Consider the following 26,330-nt stretch of genomic DNA (forward strand, 5'->3'; position numbering starts at 1 on the left):
CATCGCTCACCGGCGTGCCTCCGGTCGTGGTCGGCACGGATTTCCGTATGCGCTCTGTCGGGCGCCGCGCACTAGAGGCGGGCGGAAATCGCCAAGAAGCGGTCCTGCCTTCGCGCGAGGTCGGCGACGAAGGTGGCGTGAGAAATGGTGTGAATATGGCCCGGCCGAGGTCGAGTCATAGCAAGGGTCAGACTGACTTCGGGCATTGCGAGGCCACCGGCGATCGGCGATGGTGGCGTGCGATGACGCCGCCGGAGAATGGTCGCGCCCACAGGGCGGGACGGGTGTCGAGTGAAATTTCATCGGGCATCATTTCTGCCCGATCAATGGCTCTTCCAACTACAAGGAAACACGACTTTCGCGGAGTTCGCCACCAAGTTCTTGCCGACACCTCGAAATTGCTGAACATTAGCCGTTGATTGTTGGGCGAGGCCGACCTGTGAAGGCTCACAAAGACCCGACCGGCGCGACAGGTCTGTCATCGCTGCGCCGGCCGGGAGTTGTTGGTGATCAGTCGAGTTCGGGTCCGGAGTAGGACTCTGGCGTGGCGGTGATCAGCCGGATGTGCTTGGCGACGATGCTGTCGGTGAGCGACAACTGGTAGGAGATTCCGCTGTGGTTGGTGCCGTGTGCGTGCAACAGGCACCGGGAGTCGCGGCCGCGGGAGACGTTCACGCTCGCTGCCCACAGTCGTTGAGCTTCACTGCTCGGGGCCAGCGCGGCTACGAGTTCTTTTGCCTGCACCGAAGTCCGGTGCCTGCCGAGCGCGGATTTCATCATCGCGACCGCCCAGGACCGTTCGCCGTCGGGATCGACGAGGACGGTCTCGGCGTGCTCGCTGAACATCCACACCGGTGCCGATCCAACGTCATCGATGCCGGTCAGTGCATCGGCGAACAAGTCGTTGCGCGACAACACATTCCACATCGGGTCGATATAGGCGGCCAAGACTCCTCGGGCCTGGAAGCGTTCGAGGTTGACTGCCAACGCGGTCTCGGCTTGGACGTAGGTGCGAAGGTAGTGGGTCGGGGCCAGCGGGATATCGGGGAGGGCGAGATCATGCAGGTGCGCGGCCATCGCCTGGTCAGATCGGTAGCCGAGAATGACCCCTTCGAGGGTACTCAGCGACGGCTCGCGCTCGCCGCGTTCGATGCGCCCGAGGTGGACCGCGCTGAACCCGACCACATCTGCCGCCTCGTCACGAGTAAGGCCCAGATCTTCGCGGATCCACCGGCACGTCGTGCCGAGGTCTGGAATGGACACATCGGGTCGGGTCGGATCGCGTCGACGCCGTCGCCGCGTCCGATCCGAACGCCGAGAAATATCGTCCTTTTTCATAATCTCCCCCCCCGGGAGCTAGTGGTGTAAGTCACAGGCTGAGATGTTTGAGGTGCGGTTTGCCTGTTGGTGATGGGTCCCTGTCTACCAGAAGGGTTTTCATGCGGCAAGTTTGCCGACTGCTTCGTGATTGCGGACGGCGGCGTTCGCCAAATATGCGGCGTCAGTAGAAGTTTCAATGTCGCCGGGACGCTTTCGGGCAGGCAAGTAAACACGGTGTTAATGAACCCGTTTCGGTCCTGTAGATGCGCCGCCAGCGTTGGTTCCTCTTAACTGATCATTTTAGATATATCCAAACTGGATCAGTTAACGACCTAGCGGCCCAGTCGGTTTCATGGCTTGAATGGAAAGCGAAAGAAATTCCCTCCAAGAAAGGAAATCCTGTGGATCCGATCGTGATCGCGAGCTACATCAACGCCGGGCTGTCGCTGCTGGCCAACGGGGCTGCCCTGGCCAACCAGGTCCTCTACCTGGCGCTGACCTTCCTCTGACGTTCTCGCTGTACGACACCGCCGCGCCAGGTCGAACACCGGCCGGCGGTGCCAGGCAGACACCGATTTGAATTCACGCCGCGCGCCATCAAATCCCGCTGCGGCACAAACCCTCTGCTTCACCCTTCGACTAGAAAGGGTCGACCGGTCATGCCCAAAAACACTCCGACCGCACGCACAACAGTCGCTCGCGGGCGAGATCGAATCCCCGGTATTCGTCGAGCCAGCACCCTGCTGTTGGTGGCCGCGGTTCCGGTAGCTGTAGCGGTAGGGAACGCCGCCGCGGCCAGCGCCAACGGACCACTATCCACTGTCGCAGACCAGGGTGGCGTCACCAGCCCAACCCAACCCGGTACCGAAACGCCCACGCCGCCACCAGCTCCCGAACCTGAACCTGAACCTGAGCCCGAACCGGCGCCGGTGGTGTACTACGAACAACCCCAGCAAGTGCGCACCGCACCGACCCGCCCTGCCCCCGAGGTGGACGAGCCGGTGGAGCCGGTGCGGATCGAAGAACTCCACCTGCCCGTTCCGGTGGAGCCGGTCGCGCCGATTACCCCGCCGGAGAACACGATCCGGATAGGGGAGTGGCAGACACCGAGCCCCGACTGGGTTCCGGTGGAAGTGCGCGACACCATCAACAACACCGCAGCAGGCGCCGAAGCGCAGATTGCAACCGCCCTTGACTCCGTCGGTATCCCGGCGGGGCGCTCCGATCGCGTCAGCGGCGCGGTGCTGGGAGGCGCGGGACTGGGCGGTGCGGCTGGTGCGACCGTGCTCGGCGCACCCGCGGCGGCGGTCGGCGCGACGGTGGGCGGGCTGATCGGCGGCACCGTCGGCGGGATCGCCGGTGCCGCACTAGGAATCGTGATCCCTGTCCCCATCATCGGACAAGCCACCAGCGGAGTCGCGGGTACCGCCCTCGGTGCTGCGGCCGGAGCCGCGGCAGGTGCGGCGATCCTCGGCGTACCCGCCGGTGCTGTCGGCGCGGCGGTCGGCGGGACGATCGGTGCCGGGTTCGGCGCGGGCGTCGGAGTCGGTCAATGACCACGAGCGCCGCAGGTCATGTCGCCGCTGTCGTCGCCGCGATGGTGGGGGCGGCGGTACTCACCGCCTCCTCACCTGCGGCCCCTGCGGTCGCGGTGCCGATCAATGGGTGCCCGGCCTTGTTCATCCTCGGTGTCCAGGGCACCGGCCAGTCGTCGCCGACCGCGGATCCGCTCGCTGACACCGGTGTCGTCGGATCGCTGATCGGGCCCGTCGCCAATGCGGTGCCAGCCCTCGTACAGCGGGCCTATATCGGCTACGACGCCGGATTCGGCGGCATCGTCCCCGGTGGCGGCTCTGACCCGTATGTGTCCTCGGTGTCGGGCGCGCGGGCCAATCTCGACTCCGCTGCACGCCACGTCGCGCAGGTGTGCCCGGACACGATGCTCGCCGGGATCGGCTACAGCCAGGGCGCCCAAGCGATGGCGAGCTTCGCACGTGATGTCGGCGCCGGAAACGGGCCCGTTGCGGCGGAGCGCGTCGCGGGGATCGCGTTGTATGCCAACCCCGATCGCGGCGAGCTCGAACCGGTCTTTCCTGGGAGGCCGGGCCAGATCGTGCCCGACCCCGCACCCGGCACGTCGGGAGCTGCGGTTTCGACCGTGCAGGTCCTCGCGGCCCCCGCGGGGGGTGCGGGCATCGCCACCACCGACCAGGGATACGGAGCACTGGTCGGGCGGGTCGCCGATATTTGTAGCGACGGCGACCTCGCCTGCTCCGCTCCAGGTCAGGCCGCGGTCCTGCGGTTGGGGGCGCAGGTCTTCGCCCAAGCGGACCTGACCAACCCCCTCGCAGCTTTGTCCACTCTGGGTGCGTCGCTCTCGGAGGCGCTCGGTGAGGCATGGAACACCGTGATTCTTAACGACTTTCAGGTGGGCGCGGGAGGGGTCGACTATGCGCCGCAAGTTGATCTGGGGCAGCGGCTGGTCGATGCCGGTGACCCCCGCACATCCGTCACGGATCCGGGTGCGGCAGCTGCGCGATGGAATGAGATCAGCGCGACGGTCATGGCGAATCCGCTGGTGCTGTTGCCGAGGTTGCTCGCCCAGCTCGGTGGCGCGTGGGGCCAGCTCGCGGCCGAGAACGCCGAGCTGGTCAACCCCGCGACGTGGTTGCGGTTCGCCGACACGGTCGGGCGCCACAACGGCTATGCCTTGACCGGCCAGTTGAACTCGGGCATCGCCTGGATGATCGCCCTCGCCCACGACATCGCGGGATCGCGCTCATGACCAGCACCGGGGCGGACGAGTTCCGCGCGAACACCACGATCGGGCCCGGCACCCCAGGCAAGATCCTGCGCACCCGCGAGGTCATCGTGCCGCACATCGCCGGTCTGCGGCGGGCATGGCAGGTGATCTACACAACCAAAACCAGTTCTGGCATCCCGGTCCCCGCCTCAGGCATCGTGCTCGAGCCGGCACCGCCGACCGGTGGTGCGGTGATCAAACCCCCCTTGGTGGTGTACTGCCCAACCTTTCACGGCCTCGGTGGTCGGTGCGCTCCCTCTCAGCTGCTGGTCGAGGGCAACGAACCCGACACGAGCAGCATCGCCGCCGCGCTCGTGCAGGGATGGACGGTCGCGGTGCCCGACGGGATCGGCCTGGGCATCCACGGCGCCGGACCCCACCATTTCCTGGCAAAGCAGGCGGGCGCACATGCGGTGCTGGACCTGGCTCGCGCTGTCGGGTCCCAGCCTGCCGACGGCACTATCGAGGGTCCGGTAGCGGTCTGGGGCTACGCCGACGGAGGCCGGGTTGCCGCCGCAGCCGCAGAGTTTCAGCCCGCCTACGCTCCCGAGCTCGATCTTCGCGCAGTCGCGGCCGGTGCGGTAATCCGCGATCCCGGTGCGCTGATAAACAGCCTCGACGGCGGACCATGGTCGGGCCTGGCATTCGCCGGCATGGTCGGACTGGGCCGGGCTTACGCGCACCTTCCGGTCGATCACCTACTCACCGACCTCGGCGTGCGCGCGGTCCGCGCGGCTTCCGAGCTCGACCTGGCGACGTTGCTGGTGGAGTTTCTGCATCCCCTCGCTACATGGTGTGAGCGCCCCGACCCCTGGAACGACCCGGTCTGGAACTACGTCCTCACCCACGAAACCCTGGGCACCTTTACACCCTTGGTGCCGATCCACCTGTACCACGGGCTGCTCGACGGGCTGGTGCCGATCGAGTCCGGACGCGAACTGTTCGCCGAGTACAGCTCCCGCGACGTCGCGGTGTCCTGGTCGGAATTCGACGTCACCCACCTCGGCGCAGCTGACCTCGGAGTCCCTGACGTCCTGACCACCTTCCGGGCGGGATTCGCCAGACCACCACGCCATCAAGGCCCCAACCCGACCAACTGACGCGCCTGCCCGCGCCACCCCCTCCGGCGCGGGCAGGCCGAGCCCACTCGCTCGACACCGAAAGGAAGCCGAATCCGATGAACCACAACACCACTCAGCGCAGAGCCTGCGCGATCGCGGCCGCATGGCTGACAGTGACGGTCATCGGCGCGGCACCAGCCCTGGCCGAGCCCACCACCAGCCCACCTCGCCCGTCGACGACATCGGGCGAACCTGCAACCTCGGCCTGTCCTGCCTTGTACGTGCTGGGCGTGCAGAACGGTGAGGAAGGCGCCGCCACCACCGTCGACACCGGCGATACCGGGGTGCTGGGCCAGGCCTTCGGGCGGATGGCCACCACAGTCGGCGCGGCGATCGCGCGGTCCTACATCGTCTTCGGCGCCGAGGTGAACACGGCGAACTACCCCGCAGCGGTGACCGCAGCGGCCGATCAGATCGAACAACGCGCCAGTGAGGTGATCGACCGGTGCCCATCGACACAGATCGCGGTCGCCGGCTATGCCCAAGGCGCTGCTGCGGCAGCAGTTTTCGCCGAAAAATCCGGGGCGGGTCGATCACGAGTGCCCGCAGAGAAGATCGCAGGGATCGCGTTGCTGGCCAACCCTTCACGACGAGCAGCGACCGGCGCCCTGCCGGGCACCGACAACAGGGAAGCCCCTTCCGCTGCATCCGGCACGGACGGAACCGCGGTGTCGAAGATCAAGCTGACCAACATCGGATTGTCCGGGGCAGGGATCGCCGCCAGCGCTACACCGACCAGCTACGGCTCGCTGGTCGGCCGGGTAGCCGATCTGTGCGTGGCCGGTGATGCCACCTGCGATGTCCAGTCCGCGAGCCCGTTGCTGACCGCGGTCAGCAACATCGCCGGACAAACAGAGGGCAAGGACCCGGTCGCCGCGATCGCCACCGTCGCCCAAGCCCTGGCCTCCACCGCCTTCACCACCGCGGTCGGCGTCGTCAACGACGACATCACCGGCACCAGCTTGGACCAGCTCTCCTACACACCGAACCAAACTCTGGGCCAGCGCGTCGCGGCGGCGTCCTCACCGGCTGCCACCGCAACCACCGAGTCCGATGCTCTGTCAGCGCTGTTCAAGGTCGGCACGATCGGCTTCAACGCCGTGGTGTCGGTGGCGCAGAAGGTTTTCACCGCCACGACCATCGCTGAACTCGCCGCTGTCGGTCTGTCCAACCCCGCCGCCGCCGTCGCGGTGCTCGGCACGAAGGTCGCTGAGGCGGTGGTGGATCTGGTGCCGCCCCAGTCGATCAGTACATGGGTCAACGACGCGTTCGAGGCGATCACGTCCACGATCACCGACCCCCAAGACCTGTACACGACCTCGGCGACTGCCCAATACAGCAACGCCACCGGGCGACGCAGCAGCTACAGCACCGTCTCGGTGACTGCCAGCGGCGATACCCCGCTGGCCGCGACCACTTCGTGGTTCACCGCGATCGCCCACGACCTGGCCGCCCAGGCGACGTCATCGACGAAGCAACCGACGCCCTCGAGCGGCGTGACGTCTTCGACTCATCCACACCCGGCACCCTCGCCCACCGCAGCGAAAACCTCTGCCAAACAGACCAATTCGGAATCGGTCGCCACCAGCCCGCCGGTGGCGCACCCCTAGACCCCTTCGGAGCACGACCAGAGTTACTGGGCTTTCCCCCGCCGGATCAGTGGCTCTTCCAGCGGCGTGCTCCGAAGGGCCCGACCACAACCCAGCTGATCGAGGAGGTGAACAACATGCCCACCGACGACCTGAGCCGCAACCATGGTGCCGCCTGGCTACACAGCCCCGACAGCCCAGAACCACATTCAGACGAACCCCAGCGGGTCGACCAGCACATCGACAGCCAAGCGGGACAGCACGGGCAGTACCGGGGGCGGGCGCACCGCTTCCGGATTGTCGGGATCAGTGCCGCCTTCTTGAGCGTTGTCGCCGGATCGGCTGCGGCCCTCGCGGTGAGCATGTCGGGCGGGAGCGAGGACCGTGCCGACGCCTCCTCGACAACCTCGGCCCCGCAGACGGGCACCACCTCCGTCGTGGTTGCCACAGAGCGGGCCTGTGCAGGGGTGACCGCTCAGATCGTGACGGCCGGTGCCGGTGACACCGCGACTGTCGCGGGCGTGATCGCGGCGTTCGAACACGCCTACTACGTGACCCGCAGTGCTGAACAAGTCCTGCGGTTGACGAGTCCGCAGGCCGGGCTCGCACACGAACCGCTGGCCGCCGCTATCACCGCGCTGCCGATCGGCACCACCCACTGTGTCGGCGTCACCTCGATCGCGGAGAACACCGCCGAGGTCCATCTGGTGGAGCTGCATCCGGATGGCCGCCGCTTCGACTACCTGCAGGTGATCAACGTATCCGCCGTCGGCCCCGCCGGGTTGGTCATCACCAACATTCAGAAGCGAGGCAGCTGATGCATGCCTTGACCTTGCGCGCGCACCCCCTCGCTGGGATCGGCAGCCGCCGTCTGGACCCGGCCACTGTGAGCCCTCCAGATCGCGTCGCCAGTATCCGCACCGAGCCCCTGCCGACGACCCGAGCGCATCCACCGGTGGTCGCGATCGTCGGCGCTCACGGCGGAGCCGGCACCTCGACGCTCGCTCGGTGGTGGGCGCCAGCGGCGGACTGTGGGCAGTCCTGGCCTGGGTCGGTGCAGACGACGCAGCGGGTCGTCGTGGCGGCGCGGCTGTGTCTGCCGGGGTTGGTCGCGTGTGCAGATCGACTACGCGAATGGCATGTCGGTACCGCTCCTGGCGGTGTCGAGGTCGTCGGTGTCGTGCTCAGTGCTGCCCGGCCTGGGCGAGTACCGGCGCCGGTACGCCGTTATCGCGCCGTGGTCGAGGACCTGGCCGAACAGGTGTGGGACATCGGCTGGCATGACGAGCTCATCGAACGCGAACTGGCCGAGCTCGCCGAGTTCAGCCCGTTCGACCCAGTCCCGCAACGGCGCGCCCGCCTGACTCAAGCGGTGCCCCTCGATGTTCATCACGTCGGCAGCGAGCTCATCGACGCTCTCGCGCGCGCCACGAAAAAGCTTATCGAACAACAGGATTCGGAGAGATAACCATGTCCGTTCTATCCGTGGTGGGTGACAGCGTGTCTGTGCTGGCCCAAGAGATCAAGGTCAACCCGACCATCCCGCCGGGCGGAGACAAACTGACCAACCTCGTGGGGTACTTGTCGTGGCTGGTCATCTTGGCCGGGGTCGCAGCCCTGATCTATGCCGGTGGCAAGTTCGGGTGGGAGCGCTGGCACGGCGGCGCGGTCGAATCACCCAAGATCGTGTTCGCGGCCATGGTCGGCGGGATCATCGCCACCTCTGCTGGCGCCATCATGAACGCCGCCGTCACCGGAGGTTCCTGACATGCAGGCACCTCAGTTCAGCCACGAATCCCCCAGCAGCGCACCAGATCCGCGCACCGTGACTATCACCGCGGCCGACGGCACAGCGCTGCCGGCGACCCGCTTCGGGAAACCGGACGCCACCCTGACTGTCGTCTATCTGCCCGGACCGCTGGCCAGCGCAGCGCATTTCTCGCCCATGATCACTGTGGTCGACAGACATTTCAGCGCAGACACCGCGCAATTGGTCTACGACCAGCGCGGTCACGGCAACGACCTTCCGCTGGCGTCGGGCCGGGCGGGGATGGCTCAACTGGTCGAGGACCTGAACACGGTGATTTCCCACGCGGGAGGTCGCGTCGTGTTGGTGGTGCATTCGCTGGCAGCGATCGTGGCGCAGGAATGGCTTTACCATCATCGACGCGACCAGACCCGCCGCGTCGCTGCGATCGTCGCGATCGGACCGGTCACCGAACTACCCGATCACGATGGGGTACTGACCGCGCACCCGACCGGGGTGGCCCGCCAAGCAGGTGCCCGTCTCATCCACGACCTTTCCACGGCATTGGGTGAGCGGGGCCTTCACACCGAGGCCGAGATCGAGTCCGCCCGCCGAACACTGCGTGCGTATAGGCGATGCGGTGCCGATCTGGCAGTGGTCGAGGATCTGTTGCGCGCAACACCGACCTGGATCGTGGCTGGACGAGCGGACCCGGTGGCGGACTACGAGCGCGTCAAGGAACTCGCCGAGACGGTGTGGGCCGAAATGAGCAGCTTGCGCGCCGGAGGCCATGACCTTGCCCGCACCTTTCCCTGGCTGCCCGCCGCCGCGGTGTCCTCCGCGATCCGCGCGGCTCACGACGCCGACAGGTTCGGGGGTGGCTGGTGATTGCCGAACCGCTGCCCGCGCAGGTGCTGGCGCCGCTGACACAGCTGGTGAACTGGCTGGCTTGGTTCGTGCTGCTGCTGTGTGTGGCTCGCGCGACCTTCGTCGGCGGCCAACTCGCCCTCCGGATCTACCGCGAAGAAGCGATCGAAGGCTTCATCGGATCCCTCGCTGCCGCCGCACTTCTCGGCTCGGCCAGTGCCCTGGCCATCGCCATCCTCCCTACCTGAAACGCAGGACACCCCTATGCCACAGAAACTTTCGGTACGCGGTCATCGGACGATCGCCGTCTGGATCGTGCTTGCCGTGGCGGTAATCGCCGCCACCAGTTGTGCGGACATCGACGCGGGCGGAGACCTGCGCACGCCAGCCACCACGGACGTTACGCAGCTGATTCCCCGTGAGTTGAGTTGGCGGGCCTACCGAGGCATCGACCTGCCGGTCGCAGTGCAAGGCCCCCGCGTAGTCGATGGTGCGATCGCCTCGGACTTCGACCGGTCTCCGGTCGGTGCCGCACTGGCAGCGATCCACGCGACCGTGCGCGTGTCGGTCGCAGCGGACGGTCAGTGGGCCTCGGTCGGGCAACGCATGATCGCCCCCGGGCGAGGACGCGACACATGGGCGACAGCTCGCGCCCAGATCTCGATCACTACCCCCGCCACTGACATGGTGCCTCGCATCCTCGGCTACCTCGTCACGGCCTACGCCGACACCGAAGCGCAGGTTCAGACCTACTCCACGTATCCGGACCGCTCGATCACCCGCAACACCGCCACCGTCATCTGGGCCACCGACGGGTGGCGACTGCGACTGCCCGACACGGTGACCGAAAGCCCTGTCGCCGCAGTGGATTCCGTGCCCAACGACATGGTCGCCCTGCCGAAACCGTGAGGACTAGTTCTGATGCGTTCGAATCGAACCCTGCTCATTTTGCTCAGCATCATCGCCGCCGTGGTGATCGCCGTGTTCGTCCTGACCGTCACTGGCGGCGACCAGCCTGACACCGCCCGACCCCCTGCGCAGGGCGGACAGCCCACGACGACCGCCACGCCGCCGCCGACACCTTCATCAGCGCGTCCGCCAACAGTCGACATGTTCGGCAACCGTCTCGAAGTCCCGGTTGAGGAAGCCGGTGCGGTGTTGCCGCAAATTGCCGAGGATCGGATCGAACCGACGCGATCTGATTTCCTGACCGCGGCACCTGCTCGACTGCAGTGGCAGCGGATCTGGAACGGCGCGGCCGTGCCGGTCTCAGGCAGCGACGGCCCTGCCCGCATCGACGCCGGTGTGGCGGCGGGATTCGCCCACACACCACAAGGTGCGGCGCTGGCGGCGATGGACGCGATCGGGAGGGTCTACGGCGCACCGGAACCGATCTGGCGAAACGTAGTGCGCGACCGTTTTTACGGTGGCGGCGACACGTTGATCGACCAGTTCGACCGTTCCCGGGCCAGCGCCCCGGATATGGCCCGCTACGTCACTGTCCCCGAAGGAGTGCGGGTCCAACCCGACTACCGCGAAGACTTAGCCGTGGTTCAGCTCGCGGTCCGTTCTACGACTGGGTACGCGATCGCGACCTGGCCGATGGTCTGGGTCGACGGGGATTGGCGAATCCGCACGCCCGACGACATCGAAACGCTTTGGCGCCCAGCCACACCCACTGCCTCAACGGCTGGATTCGGTCGCTGGAGGCAGTCGTGACCAGCATCCTCGCCGCACCGGTCGCACCGGGAGATGGTGTCCACGCCCAACTGCCCGATATCGCCTGTGTCGCGGTGCCCGGGATAAAGGAGGCGTGCCAACTCGCAGATGCGGCTGGGGGCGTGGCTGAGGCGGCGAGCGACTCGGTGATCGGTGGCATCGCAGACGATCTCATAGAGAGCCTCGTGACGGCGCTGCGGTTGGTGATGGCATGGTGGACGACCTTTCCGTCGCCGGAACTCACGACCTCCCAGGGCCAGCCCGCCCCGGTACTCGCCCAGATCCGCGAATACACCAGCGGTCTACAGGTGGTGCTGTTGACGGCCGGGATCATATTCGCGGCCGCGCGACTGGCATTGGCCAAGCGTGGTGCCGCAGCGGGGGAAGCTCAGGAGAGCTTTCTGATGTTGGCGCGAGCAACGTTCGGCGCGATGACCTTCGGTGTGTTGATCACTGTCGCGACTACGGCTGGCGACGAATTCGCAGACTGGGTCGTCTTCGACGCCGCTCGCGGTGACCTCGATACCGCCGTCGGTCGCATCGCCGATCCGCGGATCACGGGCAACCTCGGCCACGGGATCCTGCTCGTTCTCAGCGTGCTCGGGTTGATCAGTATGTTGGTTCAGCTCGTCATGCTGGTCGTTCGACAGGCCCTGCTGGTTGTGGTTGTCGCGGTGATTCCGATGGCGGCAGCGGCGTCGGGGACCGGGCCGGGTTCGCAAGCCTACAAGCGGTTGGTGGCGTGGTCGCTGGCGTTCGTGCTGTGGAAGCCGGTCGGAGCGTTGGTCTATGCGATCGCGTTCACCGTCACCGGCAGTGGCGACGAGCCAGATCCCCAGATGATCTTGCTGGGAGTGATCTTGATGGTGATGAGCGTGATCGTGCTACCAGCGCTGATCCGCTTGATCGCACCAGCAGTGGCCACGCTCGGCGGCGGAGGCGGAGCGGCATCAGCGTTGGCCGGCGCTGGCGCGGGTATCGCGATGTCGGCGGTCGGCAGCGGCGGATCGCAGGCCAGAAAGATGTCCGAGGCTCAAAACTCTGGTCCATCGGCCGGATCAACGAGCCGGACAGGCTCACCGCCTTCTGGGCCGAATGGTGCTGGCGGGGCGCGGCCGATGGCAGCGAGTTCGGGAACGCCGTCTAGCGGGACAGGCTCCGCGCCGGGTGGCGGCGGGTCTATGTCAGCAGGTCCGGTTGGGGGTGGTTCGCGTGCTGGCGGGGCTTCTGCAGCGGGTGCCGGTGGTTCGGGCAATGCGGCCGCTGCCGGTGCGATGGGCGCGGGTCCTGCGGGTGGGGCGATGTTAGGCGCCCAACTCGCAGGCGGCGCGCTGCGAGGCACTGCTTCGGCCGCTCAAAGCTCTATTCCGGAGTCGTCGCCACAGATGGATCCCGATGCCCTCGGTCCCGGGGAGGTTCGGCGATGAGCACACGGATGTATGGGCGCTGGGAGCAGCCGCGTTCGGCCGGGTTCTTCGGTCTGACTTGGGGGGTTTCGCTTCTCGGGCTCGGCTTGATCATCACGGTGATGGTGTCGTTCATGATCACCCGCTCGCTGGAATTCGCAGGCGCTGTCCTGCTCGGTGCGGCGGTGGTGTTCGTCCCGCTGGCGGTGACGCGCAATGGGCGTACCGGTTGGGAACTGTTGCTGCTGAGGGTTCAGTTCGCCCGCGCTCGTTCTCGCGGCGAGCTGACCTACCGGTCCGGGCGGTTCTCCCGGCTTCCGGGTTTGGCGAAACTTCCTGGGTTGATGGCTGATTCGCGCCTGACCGAGTACGAGACCCCAGGTGGGAAGCGGTTCGCGATGCTGCATATCCGGCGCAGCGATCACTACACGGTGATCGTGCGGGTGATCCCGCGCGGCAAGGAACTCGTCGACCAAGCCCAAATCGATTCCTGGGTCGATGGATTCGGCCAATTCCTGGCCGCGCAAAGCCGTGGCGGAGAAGTCGTCGCGGTGACCGCGGTGCTGGACAACACCGTCGAAACCCGATTGAAGCAAACCCAGGAAGTCACCCGCCTGATCCGCCCGAACGCCCCTGACTTCGCCAAGGCTGTGATGAAGGAAGCCGCCGCTGACAGCGGCGGGGTCGGGGTGCGGATCGAAGCTCGTATCGCGATCACCTACCGGGCGATCGGCAAAGGCCGTATTCGCCGTGACCAGGCCGAGCAGGCCCGCGAGATCGGGCAACGACTGCAATCGGTGCTGTCGCAGCTCGCCCGTGCCGGCCTGCCCGCCACACCCCTGCACGCGTGGGAAGTGCTCGGCTTGGTGCGCAGTCGATTCGACCTCGCTTCGCAGCGCGATGTCGAGGCGGCCGGGGCGCAGATCGTGGAGTCGCAGTCGTGGGATTCGGTCGGCCCGCTCGCCCATCATGATCGGTGGGATCACTACATCCACGACGGCGCCCGCTCGATCACCTGGGAGATGGACGGTGCACCCCGCGGGGCGGTGATGGAAACCGTCCTCGAAGAGCTCCTGCGCCCGCGCCCGGACATGCCTCGCAAACGGGTCGCGATCGTCTACCGCCTGCATTCGGCGGCTGAAGCGACGTCGTTGGTGGACTCGGACTTCCGCGACGCGGTCGCCGCCGAGCAAACCGAACGGGGGATCTCGTCGGCGGCGGCGCGGATTCGGGTCGGTAACACCTCGGCCGCGCGGGAGGAGCAAGCGCGCGGGGCGGGGTTGACCCGGTTCGGGGTGTTGGTGACGGTGACCGATCACCTCGACGCCGACCTGCCCGGAATCGAGGCCTCGGTCAAAGGAATGGCGGCGGCGTCGCGGTTAACGGTGCGCCGCTGCTACGGCTACCAGGCCGCGGGGTTCGCCGCCTCGCTCGGGATCGGGTTGATCTTGCCCGAACACGCTTCTATCTCCAAGCGGGTGTCGGGATGAACGCGCGCGCAGGGAGTTCCCGAACCAGGTCCGCGAAAACCGAGCTGGTCGAGGGTATCAGGATCCTAAGCCGTGCCCGCCGTGGTGAAGTCGAGATGACGGCCTTGACCAGCGGGGGACTGCGGGGCTGGCGGGCACGAATGCTGCTTTCGAGCGATGACCATCGCCGAGCGACTGCCGCGCGCCGCCGCGACGGCACCGCCGGGGACGGGTTCGACCTGAACGCCCCGGCGTTCACTGACCGTGGTTACACCGGTGCAGGCGGTGGCCGCGCGTCGGTGGTGCCGCGCACACCGGAGTGGCGTGCGACGACCGTCCAGGTCGCTGGGTTGTGGCCGTTCTGCGTTGGCGCGAGCGCACCCACTGCGGGGGTGCCGGTCGGCAGCCACTACATCACCGGCGCCCCGGTGCATTTCGACCCGATGTCGTGGTTCCTGCGGGGGTTCATCACCGCACCGATCGCGTTCGTGTTGGCGCTCAACGGATTCGGCAAGTCCTCACTGATCCGACGCATCGTCACGGGTGCGGTCGCGGCGGGGGAGACCGTGCTGTGCATGGGCGACACCAAAGGCGAATACCGCGACCTGGTCGAACGCCTCGGCGGTCAGGTCGTCGACATCGGCTACGGCCACGGAACCATCAACCCCCTCGATGTCGGCGCCCTGGGCGCCACCATCGACCAGCTCCCCGATGCCGACCAACGCCGCCAGGTCGTGGCGCGGGTCGAAGCGGGCCAGATCAACATCGTCGCCGGGCTGATCGAACTCGTGCGCGGCGCCCGGGTCGAAGACTACGAGGAAGTCCTACTCGCGGCCGGTCTGCGCGAACTCTACAGCCCGGCAGGTGGTTTCACCCACCAGAACCCGCCACTGCTGGAGAACCTGCTCGCGGTGATCTCCGCCGGAGGTGAGCGGCTGCGCGCGTTCGCCGAAGAAGACGACGCCATCTCCTACCGCGCCGCGACGAAAACTTTGCGTCGGTCGATGCGTGCCCTGGTCGAAGGACCGTTCGGGGCGATCTTCAACGGGGCGACCACTACCCGGATCGACCTTGCCAGCCCGGCGATCTGCGTTGATATCTCCCATATCCCCGAGGGCGACACCAAACTGCTGGCGGCTGTGCTGATGACGTGCTGGTCCGATGGCTTCGGCGCGGTCGCAGCCGCCCACGCTCTCGCTGACGCCGGCCTTGCTCCGGCGCGGACGTTCGAAGTCGTGATGGACGAGATCTGGCGCGTGCTGGGTGTCGGTGAATTCATGGTCGACCGCGTCGACGCGCTGACCCGACTCAACCGGCCCTTGGCCACCGGGCTGATCATGTGTTCCCACACCATCAAAGACCTCGCCGCGTTCGATTCCCCTGCCGCACAAGCGAAAGCGCTCGGATTCTTCGAACGCTCGAGGGCCAAGATCATTGGCCCCGTCGGTCCAGAAGAAGCCAACCGCATCGCCGCGGTCGCCGGGATGACCGACACCGAGAAATTGTTGGTCACCTCCTGGGCGGCGCCGCGCCCACCCAGCGACGACGACCTCGATACCTCGCGGCGCGAGATCCCGCCGGGCACAGGGTGTTACCTGCTCAAGACCGGTGAAGCCGAAGAGCCCGGCATTCCGTTCCGGATGGTGTTCACCCCCACCGAACGCGACTCCGATATCCACAACACCAACCGCCGCTTCGACAACCTCGGCCAAACCTCCGGTGGGTCGGTGAATCCGCGATGAGCACCGTCGAACCCAGTCGTCAGCGAAACCACAACCCGAGCTCTCACACCCGCGAGACCCGCCCGCACCCGGTGGTGCCGCGATGAGTGCTGCCGCTCGGGTAACGGTCGCGGTCGTGGGCGCGACCCTGATGCTGCTTGGACTGCTGCTCTTCGCGGGCGTTGCCGACAAGGGGGGCTGCGCGCCGTCGGCGGTGCCGAGCGGGGCGGCCTCGGCGACCGGTGACGCGAGGACGATGCCGATGGCCGAGGGCAGCTACACCCTGACCTCGGGTTTCGGGATGCGTTGGGGCACACAGCATCAGGGCCAGGATTTCGCCGCCGCGTCCAAGACTCCCATCTACGCGGTCGCCGACGGACTCGTCGTGCGGGTGGGAGCTGCCAGCGGGTTCGGGATCTGGGTGGTCATCGACCACAACATCGACGGCGAAACCGTGTCCTCGGTCTACGGGCACATGTTCGCCGACGACGTCCGTGTCGAACAAGGCCAGAACGTGCGTATCGGTCAACTGATCGCCGGCGTCGGCTACAACGGTCAAACCGTCCCTGCAGGCCCCGACGGGGCGCACCTGCATCTCGAGATCTGGACCGAAGGAGGGCGATTCGGCGGCGGCACGGCCATCGACCCGATGCCGTGGCTGCTCCAAGGAAATGCGGACCAGTCCACCAGTGTCGCGACATCGAGCGCGGTGTCGCCGCCGACGACATCAGTCAGCGATGCTCCCGTAGCTGGCGCTGGTACGGCGGCAGGCTCCGAGCTGCCCGAAATGCCTGCGTCGATCGGCTTGGAGCGTGGGTTGCAGGTCGACTCGATCCGTCTGGCACGCACGATCGTTCAACGGTTCCCTCAGGTGCAGAAGATCTATGGGCAGCGTGAGGATGATCTGCCCGATCACCCCAGTGGCCGGGCGATCGACATCATGATCCCTGACCCGACATCCGGGGACGGCAAAGCCCTCGGTGACCAGATCGCCGGCTTCGTTCTCACCAACTCCGTTGCACTGCGGATCGACTATTTGATCTGGCGCCAGACCTACCGTGCGGCCAGCGGCGAGTCCAACCTGATGGAAGACCGGGGCGGGGCCACCGCCAATCACATGGACCATGTCCACGTGACCACCCTGGGCGGGGGATACCCAGACGGCTCACCGATCGGCTCCGTCGCGACCAACCCACCCGGCACCAGCACAGCATCGACGTGCGGATCCAGTGGCGGAGAGGCCGATCTCGCGCCAAACACTGTCCCCGCCGACTTGGAACCGTGGTATCGGCTGGGTGGCACCGTATGCCCGCAAATCAGCGCGTCGCTGCTCGCTGCCCAGGGCAAACAAGAATCCGGGTACCGGCGCGGGCTGACATCGTCGGCTGGTGCGCAAGGTCTGGCGCAGTTTCTGCCCGGCACCGCGACCGCTCTCGCCTCCGACGGGCAGCCGTATGTGATCGACGCCGACAGCAGCGGCGTCGCCAGCGTGTGGGACGACGGCGACGCGATCATCGGCCAAGCCCGCTACCTGTGCGACATCGCCGACCACGTCGATGCCTGGATCGAGCAGGGCAAAGTCGTCGCCCCCAACGGTGCCGTCGAGCTCTACCTCGCCGGCTACAACGCGGGCGAATACGCCGTGCTGCGCTCGGGTGGATTCCCCACGGGTTCACCGGATTACGAAGTTCAGACCCGCCCGTATGTGGCCAGCATTCTCGCGATGGCCACCCAGATGTCGACGACGATGAGCTGAGGACACCATGGTGAACCGTCTACCTCTGTGGGCTGTGACCCTCGGTGTCGCGGCCGTCCTGATTGTGCTCGCCACGGTGCTGGTGGTCGGCGCGCAGAACAGTGAGCCCGTGCCCGGTACGCGCACACCGGGTACCGCCCACGTGGAGGGGCCGGATCCCGTGGCTGCCGACGCCCGGACCGTCACCCACATGGGTTTGGCGGCCATGTTCTCCTGGCAACCACGCACCGACCCCGGCCCCGGCACCGGGTTGACCCGCGCCGCACCGTGGCTGACCGGCGAACTGGCTGCCGCAGCGAACAGTGGTCCGGGCAACGGATTGGCACCGTTGCCGGAATGGGCGCGATGGCGCGACAGCAACGACATCGTCACCGCCCTGGTCGACGCCGAGCAGACGAAAACCGACATCGCCGGGGCGACGGTCGCGGCGTCGGTGACCCAGCAGGTACTCCACCGGGACGGCTCCACCACCCTCTACCGGCGGATGCACGTCACCGCCACGGTGACAGAAACGTCGCAGGGGTGGCGGATGTCGAGCTACCGCATCAACTCGGTGACCGGCCATGGCTGACCGGATGCTGGCCGCCTCGCCAGACAACAACCTCCTCGGTACACCTCCGATGCTCGTGCATCGACGGATGGCGGCGGCGATCCAGAACGTCACCGTCGATCTGATGCTGCTGGCGCGGGAACCACACAGCCGCATCCAGACTTTCCGGGATCTCTCGATCGCTGGGCGGGTCCTCCACGAACAGGCTGCGGCGATCGGGGTGCCCGCCAACTGGATCGACTATGCACGCCAAGCTGGTCAGGAAGGTCGAAAAGCGACCGGGACCTCCTCGTTGCCTCCTCGCCGTCCGGTCTCGCGGTCGTTGTTGATCGCTCAGCTACACCACCAGGCCGACACCCTGTGGACCATGGCCGCAGTGGGCCCGGTCCGCCGCGACCGCGGCCAGGTGACCGCACCGGCAGCGCAGAAGCTGGGTGAGCATCTGCGGTTGCAGTGGTTGCGGGTGGCGATGGTCGCCACCGCCATCAATCTCACCGAAGCCGAAACCCGTGGCTGGTGGGCCACCGATCCGACCCACTGGCACTCACGCCAGGCCCAGATTCAGCAACAGTCGGTACCCGATCAGGGGCGTCAATGGCGTGAGCTCACCCATTTTGCGAGCGTGCGTGAAGCACGGGTCCGGGTCGCGGCGATGCGCATGGTCGGCATCGACCTCACAGCCAGTGCCCCACATCAACTACCGCCTGCCCCGCACCTGCTCGCGGTAACCGCCGAGAACGCTTGGCACACAGCATCTCTGGAATCCGAAGGCGGGGCACGCATCGACGCCGCGATCGCCGCGACCGGTATCGACGACGCCCACGGCATCGCCGATAGCGACACCCACGACCTGCCACCCCCGACCGGGTCAGCGCAACTGCACGCCGAACCAGATTTCTGACCCCCAAGTATCTCGAGGAGAATCCCATGACAACCCACCCCGCCACCTCGAAAGACCCGTCGCCCCCGACCACACCCGAAGACTTGGTCCGCGACCGGTTGACCGACTTGTGGACCTTTGCGACTACGGAGGAGTTCGACAGCCTCGCCACCGAATACGGCTTCACGACCGAAGAAATGTCGCTGCGCTACGTCGCGGCGTTGTTGGATGTCGCAGGTATCGACTACCAGGGTCTGCGACAGACCGAAATCCTGTGGGCAAACTCAGGTGCCAACCTCGTGCGCAAGGCCGCGACGGGCCCGGCACTGACAGTGTGGTCGGCGGCGACGCTGCAGGCGTTCACCGTCTGCGCCGCCTCCGGTCGCATGATCTGGCACGAACCTTTCGGTGCCGCCATGGTCGATGGTGTCGACGCGGCGACTGTGTCGGCAGAGAAGGCGATCGAGCTGTCCGCTCACGCTTTGCGTGAGTGGGGCGCCGAAGCCGGTGTCTTGCGGTTGAACCTGGCCCGCAGTCGCGGCCTGGATTTCGAACGGCTGCGCCGCATCGCCGCCACCGAGGGCCTGGTCCTCGATATTGCGACCGTCGCGGTCCGCAACCCGGCCGCCGAACAATGCATCGCGCCCGAACGGGTCGTCTGGCGGACGGTCGACCTGCAAGAGCTCTGGCAGAGCGCGTCATGAAACCCGCTCTGTTGGCGACTATCGCCGCAGTGGTCTTGGCGGCCACGGCAGCGAGTGGGTGCTCGACCGCGGATGCGCCGGTGGTCGAACCGGTCTGCAGCGCGCAGGCTTTCCCGCCACCACACACCGAGGTCTGGCCCTGCTCGGCATCGGATGTTCTGCGGGCCGCAGTGACCACCTTGTATGAACTGGACCCGGTGGTCGGGCTGGATGCGCGGTCGATGTTCGAGGCCGCGCGACCGCTGATGCGGGCCGCGTACTCGACCGACACTCGCGTGGGGGCATCACTCTGGTCGCCGATCACCGTCGACTTGTGGCAGGACTGGGTCGAGTACCAGGTGCCGTTGCGGACCGAGGTTCGTCTTACCGGTGACGAGCATCCGCCTGATACCGCGACCTCGTCGAGCCGGGTCCTGTCGGTCACCCTGACCCCGGCCGAACGGACACCGATTGTCTTTGCGGTGTACGCGAGATCGACGCGCCAAGGCTCGGAACGGGCGTGGCTTCTCGCCGAAATGCAGGTGCTGTGATGAGCGGGGATCCGGTCGAAGAAGGTGGCCAAGCGGTCCGCCAAGGATTCCTGCAGGCGCTGCAGACCGCCCACACCACCAACGCACTGTTCCGCAGCAGGGGCGGGGAATCGCGCTCACGCGCCGAATCCGAGCAGCGATCCGCGATCGAAGCGGCCAAGAATCAACGGTCGTGGATCGAGCACCAGACCAGGCTCGGCAACCTGGGGACAGAGCAAGCGCTGAGCATGGCCAAGATCGACGAGGTCCGCGCACGCATCGCCAACGCAGCACAGATCACCGAGGTCGACCTCCGCCACAAAGAAGGCCAAATCACCCGCGCCGAAACAGATCTCGCACGACGCGAACACGATGGTGCGCTCTCCCGAAGGCAGAGCAAGGAGCTCCATACCGAACGCATCGCCGGCTACACCAACCGCGAAGCCCGCGACGTCGAGCTGCACAAACTCGATGTCGAGCTCAAAGAACTGATGATCGAGATTCGCCGCCGTGCCGCGGGATTCACCGACACCTTGCACCACTCCGATGCACGGACCGGCGCGGGCCAGGCGGCGGCAGCTCAGTTCGCCGCCGCAGATGCCACCCGCGACCTCTCCGCGGACGCCGACGCCGCGGCCCGAGCCTACGAAGAACGGTTCGTCGACGACACCGGGATCGAACCGGACGACTTCTTCTCCGAGAACGGGGCCGATCTATCCGATAGCGGGTCTCGAGGTTTCGGTGACATGGACGGGCTAGCCGCGGATCTCACAATCAACGCGCACCTGAACGACGAATTCAACCACCTTGCTGACCATCTCGATGACAACGCTGACCCGACCGCGCAAACCATTCTCGACGCGGAGGTCGTCGAGGCCGGTGAATGGATCGAGGCCGCCGTATCGGCCGCAGCGGTCCACAACATCGACCCCACCGCCCCCGACCCTGACCTGACCAGCGGGGGAGCTGAACCCTCGCCTACTCGCGCGACAGGCAAGGAAATCGAAGTATGGGGCGATCCCGGTGTGGGACGGGGCCGGTGAGATGTTCGACCCGAACCCGATCCAGGCCAAGCTGCTCAAGGCCGTGCAGAACCTGGCCAGCGACAACGCGCGCCTGATCGACCAATCCCGCACCGGGGACAACCAGCAACTGTCGCCGATGGCGCTGGCTCATCTCGATATCGGGCGCCGTACCCGGGAGAACCTGGAAGCGATCGCGACCGCGGTCGGGGTACCGAAATCGGTGATCGACTACACCCGCGCCTCCGGTGAACGCGGACACCGCTGGCAACCCGGCCAGCCCCTGCTGAGCACCGAATCCATCGACCGCGACACCCTGCTTCGCGGACACCTGCGAGCTGTCGCGCAACTACAGACGATGGCCGGGGTTGGGGCGGCGTTCTCCCAGCAGGGAACCCTGCCGCGCGACGGATTCGCCGCGTTCCGGCGTGTGATGGGTGTGACCTGGCAACGCGTCGGAGCCGTCGGCCACGCCCTGGGCCTGACCACAGTCGAACAACAACACGCGTGGCAACCCACCGACAGCCCGTGGACCGACCACGTCGCCCGAACGATGGCAACGCTGGACCGGACAGCGCTGATGACGCGGTGGCGGGCCGTCGTGGAGACCAACTTCGCCACGGTGTCGATGCCGGTGATGGTGCTCCAAGCCGCCGGAATCACCCCCGACGACATCAACCGCCAACTCCCCGTCCTGCCCGACCGGATGGTCGAGCTCGCCGCAGCCGCCCTCGAACCCGACCCCGTCATGCGTGAGAAGGGTGGCGCTGGCATCGACGCCGCGATCGAGGCCACCGGCGCCGATTCCCAGACCGAATTCGAGCCCACCGATCACCGGCCTGCGTCGCACCCGGATCGATACCGCGGGCCCGACATGGGCCCAGGGCCGTGACAGATCGGATGCCACTGCTATCGCCCCCCCCCGCAACCCGCCATCACAGAAAGTCCAGTGATTCAACAGGATTNCCGCTCTCAGGTGCCGAGGATCTGCCGTCGTGGCAGCTTCGGCTGCTCGAACGAATCCAGAACTCGAGCTATGAGCACTACCGCACGCTGTTTCACGGTTACCCGCAATACTCGACCGCCGCCAGTGGCCCGAGCATCCAACTCGAAAACTGGCGGACCAACCTGCGAGCACTCGAAGCCGAGCGCTCCGAGATCGAACTCCACGCCCACGGACTCGACATCCCCCAACGGATGATCGACTACGCCACCGAGACCGGAGCTAGGGGAGCACGCTGGGGTGATACCCGCGAAACTGCGCTCCTGCCGATGTCCCCGCCTGGGGCGAACCCAACGCGGGTGCACCTGCTCGACCAGATCGCCGATGATGTGTGGCGCCTGGAACACTCGGCCCTGGTCCGCGCGGAGTATCTGCATCGCGTCCACACCGGTGGGTTGGCCGACAACGAACCCGGAGAACGCCAACTCCACGACAACATGGCCGCGCTGTGGCGCCGTGCCGCCGGCACCGCGGCGCTGATCGACCTCGAGCCGGGCGAAGCCCACCAGCTGTGGGGCCGTGGACCCGACTCCTGGCAGCAGTTGGCGGAGCTGACCGCAGCCTCCTACACCGACACCGAGCTGCAGCAACGGTTCGCGGAAATGTCGTGGAAAGGTGTCGAAGCCGAGGTCTCGCGCGGCTTCGACAACCTGGCGACCAGTGCCTCTACCAATCTCGGACCGCCGACCCCGTGGGAGGTCGCCGAGCGCGCCGAACAGGCGCTCGCCGCAGCCAGTTTCGCTGACGAGTTGGCCCCACGCCTGGGTCATGGCATCGGCACGGCGGTAGAAGCTACCAGCACCGGGCTCGGCACCGACTGGGAGCCCGACCCCGATCCACAACACCCGCCCGGACGCGGACCTGGTGTGGGCGTCGATCAAGGGGTGGGGTCATGACCAGCGGGCGCGATCTACACCAAACGCCTCTGCGGTGGAGCTCCTGGATGCACAGGATCCAGAACCTCGCCGCTGATGTGAGCCGATTTCACGGATCGCCAACATTGGTGATCGCCGAGACCGATGTCATTGATCCCCCACGACAGAGGTGGCAGGAGCAGGCCGATCGGCTCCACGGCGCCCTCACCGCGGCCGAGGAACAGGCACGGGCTGCAGGAGTGGATCCGACGTGGATCGACGACGCGCGCACGGTGGGCTCGCACCAAGGCACGAACCCGCAAACAGGCGCGGTGCGGCAGCTTCCCCAGCGCAAGTCGGGTATCGAGCAGTTCTTCCTGGATCTACTCGACGTGGATCTGTGGCAGCTCGAGCGGATGGCAGCCCTCGACATGGCGCTCCCGGTCCGAGCTGCGGCAGGCCACGGAGTTATCACGGGCGACTCGGCGCGCGACTTAGCCTTGTTCGAGCGCATGCACGTGCGTTGTTCGCGGGCCTCGTCCCTCGTGGCCGCCGTGCAGCTCACCCCGGAGGAAGGCGATCGGATGTGGGGCGCGGGCGCTGAACCGATGCGCCGAATGCACGCCGCAGCGATCGACCAGATGAGCGACGTGCAACTGCTCGGGCAGTGGCACGAGTATGCCGACGCCGACGCGAGACTGCGGATGCCCCCCAATTGCAGCCAGGACCCCGACACCGGAAAGGTGTCCTTGGCAGACAGCCTCACCGACCCACCGTCGCCACGGCAGATGATCGCGCGCGCCGCCCTGACGCTCTTTTCCCGTGATCCCGAGGGCGCCGACAACCCCGGGGTGTCGTGATGACCAGCGCACACGAACCCTCCATGAGTCAGCGCCACGGCGAGCTCCTGCGTCGGGTCCAGAACATGGCTGCCCAGCTCCGCGAGGTGACCGACGCCGGACCAGCCATGTTCGACGACGGCGTCTCCGCAGACAGCCAACTGGTGTGGACCGAGCGACTCGAAACTCTCCGCATCGAAAGCGAGCATGCCGAGTTCGAGGCGATGCTGGAAGGTGTCGATCCGGGCTGGGTCCTCGATGCCCGCGAACTCGGCAAGCGCGGCGCGAGCTCACCCTCGCCTCACGTGGTGCGCTCCCACCCCGCGCGTGCCAACGAAGCGCAGGAGTTCTACCTCGACATGCTCGAGGTCGACCTGTGGAATCTGGAACGGATGGCTGGCCTGGAGGCCGCGCGGGTGGACCGGGTCGTGACTGGGCGATGGGGTTTCGACCACGACCCGATCGCGGTGGCCCAGTTCTCCGACAACATGGCTGCCCTGCACAACCGGGTGGCGGTGCTCGCGGCCGCGGCGCAACTGACACCGGCCGAAGGCGACAGTCTGTGGGGTTCGAGCGTGGAAGGGATCCGCCGCGTGCACGCGGTCACCTTCGCCGCCTACGACGAGCAAGCCCTGGCACAGGAGTGGAACGGCTATGCCCGCGCGGATCCGGCGTTGGCGGTGCCACCGTATGTTCCGCGAGATCCCGAGACCGGCACGCCCACCGAGACCGCCACGGTGGGCCCGCCGACGCCGCGCCAGATGCTCGCCGACGCGACGAGTGCGTTGCGGGTCCAGTTCGTCGACACCGCCATCCGTAACTCCGAATCAACCGATCTCGCCGCCGAGAGCACCGCGATCACCGCCGTGGTCGACGCGGCCCTGGGCGAGGACCGGGAGTGGACCTGGGAGCCCGACCACGACCCGGCCGCCGGGCGCGGTCGAGAGATCAGCACCGACCGCGGACCAGAACTGTAGGGCCGCAACCGCAAATCTGTGCCTTGTCGGCGCATCGGCTAGGGGGAACTGGACCGAGGCGACCGAACCTGAACCGCTGGGACCTCACACACCCGACAAGGGTGTGACGTTTTCTCGATCCGAGGAAGCACGATGCCCATCCATACCCGTGAAAGACCACCTTCTGCCTCGAACCCCGCACCGCTGCACCGCGATCGCTCCTCCGGGAGCATGCGATGAGCTGGGAGACCCGAGGAACGAGCTTCACCAGCCCTGACTACTACCGCGAAGCCGCTGACCGCGTCGAAGCTGAATTGCGCGCTGACTTTGCCACCTACCACCAAACACGCGAGATCGCCGCTTACGGCGAAACCCCGGCCCAGGTCGTCGAACTGAATGCTCGCGCGCACGCCATAGCACGCCAGTGGCAACAGGGTGGCACACCCGAGCATCAGCAGTTGTGGCAGCAATTGACCACCGCGGTCGAGTCCTGGACTGCCAACCCCGAAACCGCACGGGTTGAGTTCGGTCGCCTCCAGCAGGCGTTCATCGAGGGCGGTTCCGGTATCGACCCGAGCACCGTCCGTACCCAGCGACAAGCCGCGGAACTGACCGGGCACCTCGAGCCGGTCAACGATCACTCAGCTCAAGACGGTGCCCGGTGGCGGCCTCGCCACCTGAGCGTGGTCCCCGACCCCGGCGCCGAGGCGACGCGTTCAGGTAATGCCGCTGATCGTGCGCTGGGCGGGCGATCCGGTGAACAGCTAAGTCTGGCCGAGATCGACGCGATCATCAACAGCTCCGACGAGCTGCTCTCCGCCGAGGAAGCTTTCGGTGATCTGGACACCGGCGCGGAGGAAATCACCGCGTTGTTGCCCGCCGAGCAACGCATCGCGCCTCTCGACCGCGCCGTCACTGCCACTTTCGACCAGCTCCCGGCACAGATCGCTGCTGTGCGCCGACTGCAAGACCTGACCGCTCAACACATCCGGCTGGCCTCCGAGTTCGACGGAACACCCGAGGGTGGGCAAGTCCTGATCGGGCAGATGGAGCGGTTGATGGATGGTGCGCGCGAGGCCAACCGCGCTGCTCTATCCGCAGGCGCTGATCCCGACGAGATCACCGGTGCCTACCAAGCGGGGCTGTCGGGGCAGTTCTGGTCACAACAGCCCGGGGCGCCTCGGCTGGCTCAGCTCGACCACGTTCTGTCCGAACGCGACAGCGCGCTGGCCGAACTCGATGGGTTGCGTGCCCAGCTCGGCCTTGCACCCGACCAGCCTCCGGCGCTCGCGCTGGCCGTAGGTGCAGAGACCACTTACCGCCTGAGCTCGACGGCCAGCTCCGCCGCGCTGGAGCCAGGTGGGGCGGTGATCTCCGGCGCGGTCGAGGCTGCCCTGCCCCATGCCGACTTCGCCGCCGAGTGGACGACCCCCGAACTCACCGGCGTCATCGACGCGCCCCCGCGCGAACACGTCGTCGACCCCCAATTCTGAAA

Annotated in this window: 25 protein-coding genes; 24 read left to right on the plus strand and 1 reads right to left on the minus strand. The window is 66.8% G+C overall.

What is annotated here, in order from left to right:
• Window positions 1-510 precede the first annotated feature (510 nt).
• Window positions 511-1,263, minus strand: coding sequence for a helix-turn-helix domain-containing protein (locus ATM97_RS30540; RefSeq protein ID WP_062990433.1), 753 nt, complete (start codon window positions 1,261-1,263; stop codon window positions 511-513).
• Between the two features lie 1,013 nt (window positions 1,264-2,276).
• On the opposite strand from ATM97_RS30540, the gene ATM97_RS30545 reads away from it, so the two are divergent.
• The 24 genes from ATM97_RS30545 to ATM97_RS30660 all read left to right on the plus strand — a co-directional run bounded on the left by ATM97_RS30545 (window position 2,277) and on the right by ATM97_RS30660 (window position 26,328).
• A complete protein-coding gene (locus ATM97_RS30545; protein WP_157125497.1) occupies window positions 2,277-2,876 on the plus strand; it encodes a hypothetical protein in 600 nt (199 codons plus the stop codon).
• Entirely contained in the window at window positions 2,873-4,105 is a 1,233-nt protein-coding gene (locus tag ATM97_RS30550; RefSeq protein WP_245914560.1) for a cutinase family protein, read from the plus strand. Before ATM97_RS30545 ends, ATM97_RS30550 begins: the two co-directional genes overlap by 4 nt.
• Entirely contained in the window at window positions 4,102-5,223 is a 1,122-nt protein-coding gene (locus ATM97_RS30555) for a lipase family protein (RefSeq protein ID WP_062990429.1), read from the plus strand. The genes ATM97_RS30550 and ATM97_RS30555 overlap by 4 nt, the downstream gene beginning before the upstream one ends.
• 77 nt (window positions 5,224-5,300) lie before the next feature.
• A complete protein-coding gene (locus ATM97_RS30560; RefSeq protein ID WP_062990427.1) occupies window positions 5,301-6,854 on the plus strand; it encodes a cutinase family protein in 1,554 nt (517 codons plus the stop codon).
• Window positions 6,855-6,970: 116 nt separating this feature from the next.
• Window positions 6,971-7,651, plus strand: a complete 681-nt coding sequence (locus ATM97_RS30565) for a hypothetical protein (RefSeq protein WP_157125496.1) — start codon at window positions 6,971-6,973, stop codon at window positions 7,649-7,651.
• 236 nt (window positions 7,652-7,887) lie between these two features.
• On the plus strand, window positions 7,888-8,301 hold the full coding sequence (locus ATM97_RS30570) for a hypothetical protein (RefSeq protein WP_157125495.1): 414 nt from the start codon (window positions 7,888-7,890) through the stop codon (window positions 8,299-8,301).
• Window positions 8,302-8,303: 2 nt separating this feature from the next.
• Complete coding sequence (locus tag ATM97_RS30575) at window positions 8,304-8,600, plus strand: hypothetical protein (RefSeq protein ID WP_062990422.1); 297 nt, start codon at window positions 8,304-8,306, stop codon at window positions 8,598-8,600.
• 1 nt (window position 8,601) lies between these two features.
• Window positions 8,602-9,468 carry an alpha/beta fold hydrolase gene (locus ATM97_RS30580; RefSeq protein WP_062990420.1) on the plus strand — a complete coding sequence of 289 codons (867 nt, stop codon included), beginning with the start codon at window positions 8,602-8,604 and terminating at the stop codon, window positions 9,466-9,468.
• Window positions 9,465-9,695, plus strand: coding sequence for a hypothetical protein (locus ATM97_RS30585; RefSeq protein WP_062990417.1), 231 nt, complete (start codon window positions 9,465-9,467; stop codon window positions 9,693-9,695). The genes ATM97_RS30580 and ATM97_RS30585 overlap by 4 nt, the downstream gene beginning before the upstream one ends.
• Before the next feature lie 16 nt (window positions 9,696-9,711).
• Complete coding sequence (locus ATM97_RS30590) at window positions 9,712-10,356, plus strand: hypothetical protein (RefSeq protein WP_062990415.1); 645 nt, start codon at window positions 9,712-9,714, stop codon at window positions 10,354-10,356.
• 12 nt (window positions 10,357-10,368) lie between these two features.
• Window positions 10,369-11,166 carry a hypothetical protein gene (locus tag ATM97_RS30595; RefSeq protein ID WP_062990413.1) on the plus strand — a complete coding sequence of 266 codons (798 nt, stop codon included), beginning with the start codon at window positions 10,369-10,371 and terminating at the stop codon, window positions 11,164-11,166.
• Window positions 11,163-12,593, plus strand: coding sequence for a hypothetical protein (locus ATM97_RS30600; RefSeq protein ID WP_062990411.1), 1,431 nt, complete (start codon window positions 11,163-11,165; stop codon window positions 12,591-12,593). The genes ATM97_RS30595 and ATM97_RS30600 overlap by 4 nt, the downstream gene beginning before the upstream one ends.
• Window positions 12,590-14,062 carry an SCO6880 family protein gene (locus ATM97_RS30605; RefSeq protein ID WP_063816326.1) on the plus strand — a complete coding sequence of 491 codons (1,473 nt, stop codon included), beginning with the start codon at window positions 12,590-12,592 and terminating at the stop codon, window positions 14,060-14,062. The genes ATM97_RS30600 and ATM97_RS30605 overlap by 4 nt, the downstream gene beginning before the upstream one ends.
• Window positions 14,059-15,783, plus strand: a complete 1,725-nt coding sequence (locus tag ATM97_RS30610) for a hypothetical protein (RefSeq protein WP_218721741.1) — start codon at window positions 14,059-14,061, stop codon at window positions 15,781-15,783. The genes ATM97_RS30605 and ATM97_RS30610 overlap by 4 nt, the downstream gene beginning before the upstream one ends.
• A 115-nt stretch (window positions 15,784-15,898) precedes the next feature.
• Window positions 15,899-17,518 carry a M23 family metallopeptidase gene (locus ATM97_RS30615; RefSeq protein ID WP_062990405.1) on the plus strand — a complete coding sequence of 540 codons (1,620 nt, stop codon included), beginning with the start codon at window positions 15,899-15,901 and terminating at the stop codon, window positions 17,516-17,518.
• Between the two features lie 10 nt (window positions 17,519-17,528).
• Window positions 17,529-18,089: a hypothetical protein gene (locus ATM97_RS30620; protein WP_143876009.1), complete on the plus strand. Its 561-nt coding sequence runs from the start codon at window positions 17,529-17,531 to the stop codon at window positions 18,087-18,089.
• 4 nt (window positions 18,090-18,093) lie between these two features.
• Window positions 18,094-18,969 carry a hypothetical protein gene (locus tag ATM97_RS30625; protein ID WP_218721743.1) on the plus strand — a complete coding sequence of 292 codons (876 nt, stop codon included), beginning with the start codon at window positions 18,094-18,096 and terminating at the stop codon, window positions 18,967-18,969.
• Window positions 18,970-18,995: 26 nt separating this feature from the next.
• Window positions 18,996-19,652, plus strand: a complete 657-nt coding sequence (locus ATM97_RS30630) for a hypothetical protein (protein WP_062990399.1) — start codon at window positions 18,996-18,998, stop codon at window positions 19,650-19,652.
• An 80-nt stretch (window positions 19,653-19,732) separates the two neighbouring features.
• Window positions 19,733-20,182 carry a hypothetical protein gene (locus tag ATM97_RS30635; RefSeq protein ID WP_218721744.1) on the plus strand — a complete coding sequence of 150 codons (450 nt, stop codon included), beginning with the start codon at window positions 19,733-19,735 and terminating at the stop codon, window positions 20,180-20,182.
• Window positions 20,182-21,204: a hypothetical protein gene (locus ATM97_RS30640; protein WP_062990394.1), complete on the plus strand. Its 1,023-nt coding sequence runs from the start codon at window positions 20,182-20,184 to the stop codon at window positions 21,202-21,204. Before ATM97_RS30635 ends, ATM97_RS30640 begins: the two co-directional genes overlap by 1 nt.
• A 1-nt stretch (window position 21,205) precedes the next feature.
• The gene (locus tag ATM97_RS30645) at window positions 21,206-22,075 is read left to right on the plus strand and encodes a hypothetical protein (protein WP_143876010.1); all 870 of its coding nucleotides are present in this window, start codon (window positions 21,206-21,208) and stop codon (window positions 22,073-22,075) included.
• 1,054 nt (window positions 22,076-23,129) lie between these two features.
• Window positions 23,130-23,900 carry a hypothetical protein gene (locus ATM97_RS30650; RefSeq protein ID WP_143876012.1) on the plus strand — a complete coding sequence of 257 codons (771 nt, stop codon included), beginning with the start codon at window positions 23,130-23,132 and terminating at the stop codon, window positions 23,898-23,900.
• On the plus strand, window positions 23,900-24,856 hold the full coding sequence (locus tag ATM97_RS30655) for a hypothetical protein (protein ID WP_062990385.1): 957 nt from the start codon (window positions 23,900-23,902) through the stop codon (window positions 24,854-24,856). The genes ATM97_RS30650 and ATM97_RS30655 overlap by 1 nt, the downstream gene beginning before the upstream one ends.
• A 215-nt stretch (window positions 24,857-25,071) precedes the next feature.
• Window positions 25,072-26,328 (plus strand): hypothetical protein, encoded by a 1,257-nt coding sequence (locus ATM97_RS30660; protein WP_062990383.1) that lies wholly within the window; start codon window positions 25,072-25,074, stop codon window positions 26,326-26,328.
• Window positions 26,329-26,330: the final 2 nt, after the last annotated feature.

The sequence above is a fragment of the Nocardia sp. MH4 genome, assembly GCF_019266065.1.
In the GTDB taxonomy this organism is placed as follows: Bacteria; Actinomycetota; Actinomycetes; order Mycobacteriales; family Mycobacteriaceae; genus Nocardia; species Nocardia canadensis.

Bases quoted from the DNA above. Each gene is read 5' to 3' on its own strand.
- ATM97_RS30590 (WP_062990415.1), top strand. From the start codon at position 9,712: ATGCCACAGAAACTTTCGGTACGCGGTCATCGGACGATCGCCGTCTGG.
- ATM97_RS30555 (WP_062990429.1), top strand. From the start codon at position 4,102: ATGACCAGCACCGGGGCGGACGAGTTCCGCGCGAACACCACGATCGGG.
- ATM97_RS30640 (WP_062990394.1), top strand. From the start codon at position 20,182: ATGAGCGGGGATCCGGTCGAAGAAGGTGGCCAAGCGGTCCGCCAAGGA.
- ATM97_RS30610 (WP_218721741.1), top strand. From the start codon at position 14,059: ATGAACGCGCGCGCAGGGAGTTCCCGAACCAGGTCCGCGAAAACCGAG.
- ATM97_RS30580 (WP_062990420.1), top strand. From the start codon at position 8,602: ATGCAGGCACCTCAGTTCAGCCACGAATCCCCCAGCAGCGCACCAGAT.
- ATM97_RS30645 (WP_143876010.1), top strand. From the start codon at position 21,206: ATGTTCGACCCGAACCCGATCCAGGCCAAGCTGCTCAAGGCCGTGCAG.
- ATM97_RS30560 (WP_062990427.1), top strand. From the start codon at position 5,301: ATGAACCACAACACCACTCAGCGCAGAGCCTGCGCGATCGCGGCCGCA.
- ATM97_RS30655 (WP_062990385.1), top strand. From the start codon at position 23,900: ATGACCAGCGCACACGAACCCTCCATGAGTCAGCGCCACGGCGAGCTC.
- ATM97_RS30650 (WP_143876012.1), top strand. From the start codon at position 23,130: ATGCACAGGATCCAGAACCTCGCCGCTGATGTGAGCCGATTTCACGGA.
- ATM97_RS30565 (WP_157125496.1), top strand. From the start codon at position 6,971: ATGCCCACCGACGACCTGAGCCGCAACCATGGTGCCGCCTGGCTACAC.
- ATM97_RS30605 (WP_063816326.1), top strand. From the start codon at position 12,590: ATGAGCACACGGATGTATGGGCGCTGGGAGCAGCCGCGTTCGGCCGGG.
- ATM97_RS30595 (WP_062990413.1), top strand. From the start codon at position 10,369: ATGCGTTCGAATCGAACCCTGCTCATTTTGCTCAGCATCATCGCCGCC.
- ATM97_RS30630 (WP_062990399.1), top strand. From the start codon at position 18,996: ATGACAACCCACCCCGCCACCTCGAAAGACCCGTCGCCCCCGACCACA.
- ATM97_RS30660 (WP_062990383.1), top strand. From the start codon at position 25,072: ATGAGCTGGGAGACCCGAGGAACGAGCTTCACCAGCCCTGACTACTAC.
- ATM97_RS30550 (WP_245914560.1), top strand. From the start codon at position 2,873: ATGACCACGAGCGCCGCAGGTCATGTCGCCGCTGTCGTCGCCGCGATG.
- ATM97_RS30575 (WP_062990422.1), top strand. From the start codon at position 8,304: ATGTCCGTTCTATCCGTGGTGGGTGACAGCGTGTCTGTGCTGGCCCAA.
- ATM97_RS30625 (WP_218721743.1), top strand. From the start codon at position 18,094: ATGCTGGCCGCCTCGCCAGACAACAACCTCCTCGGTACACCTCCGATG.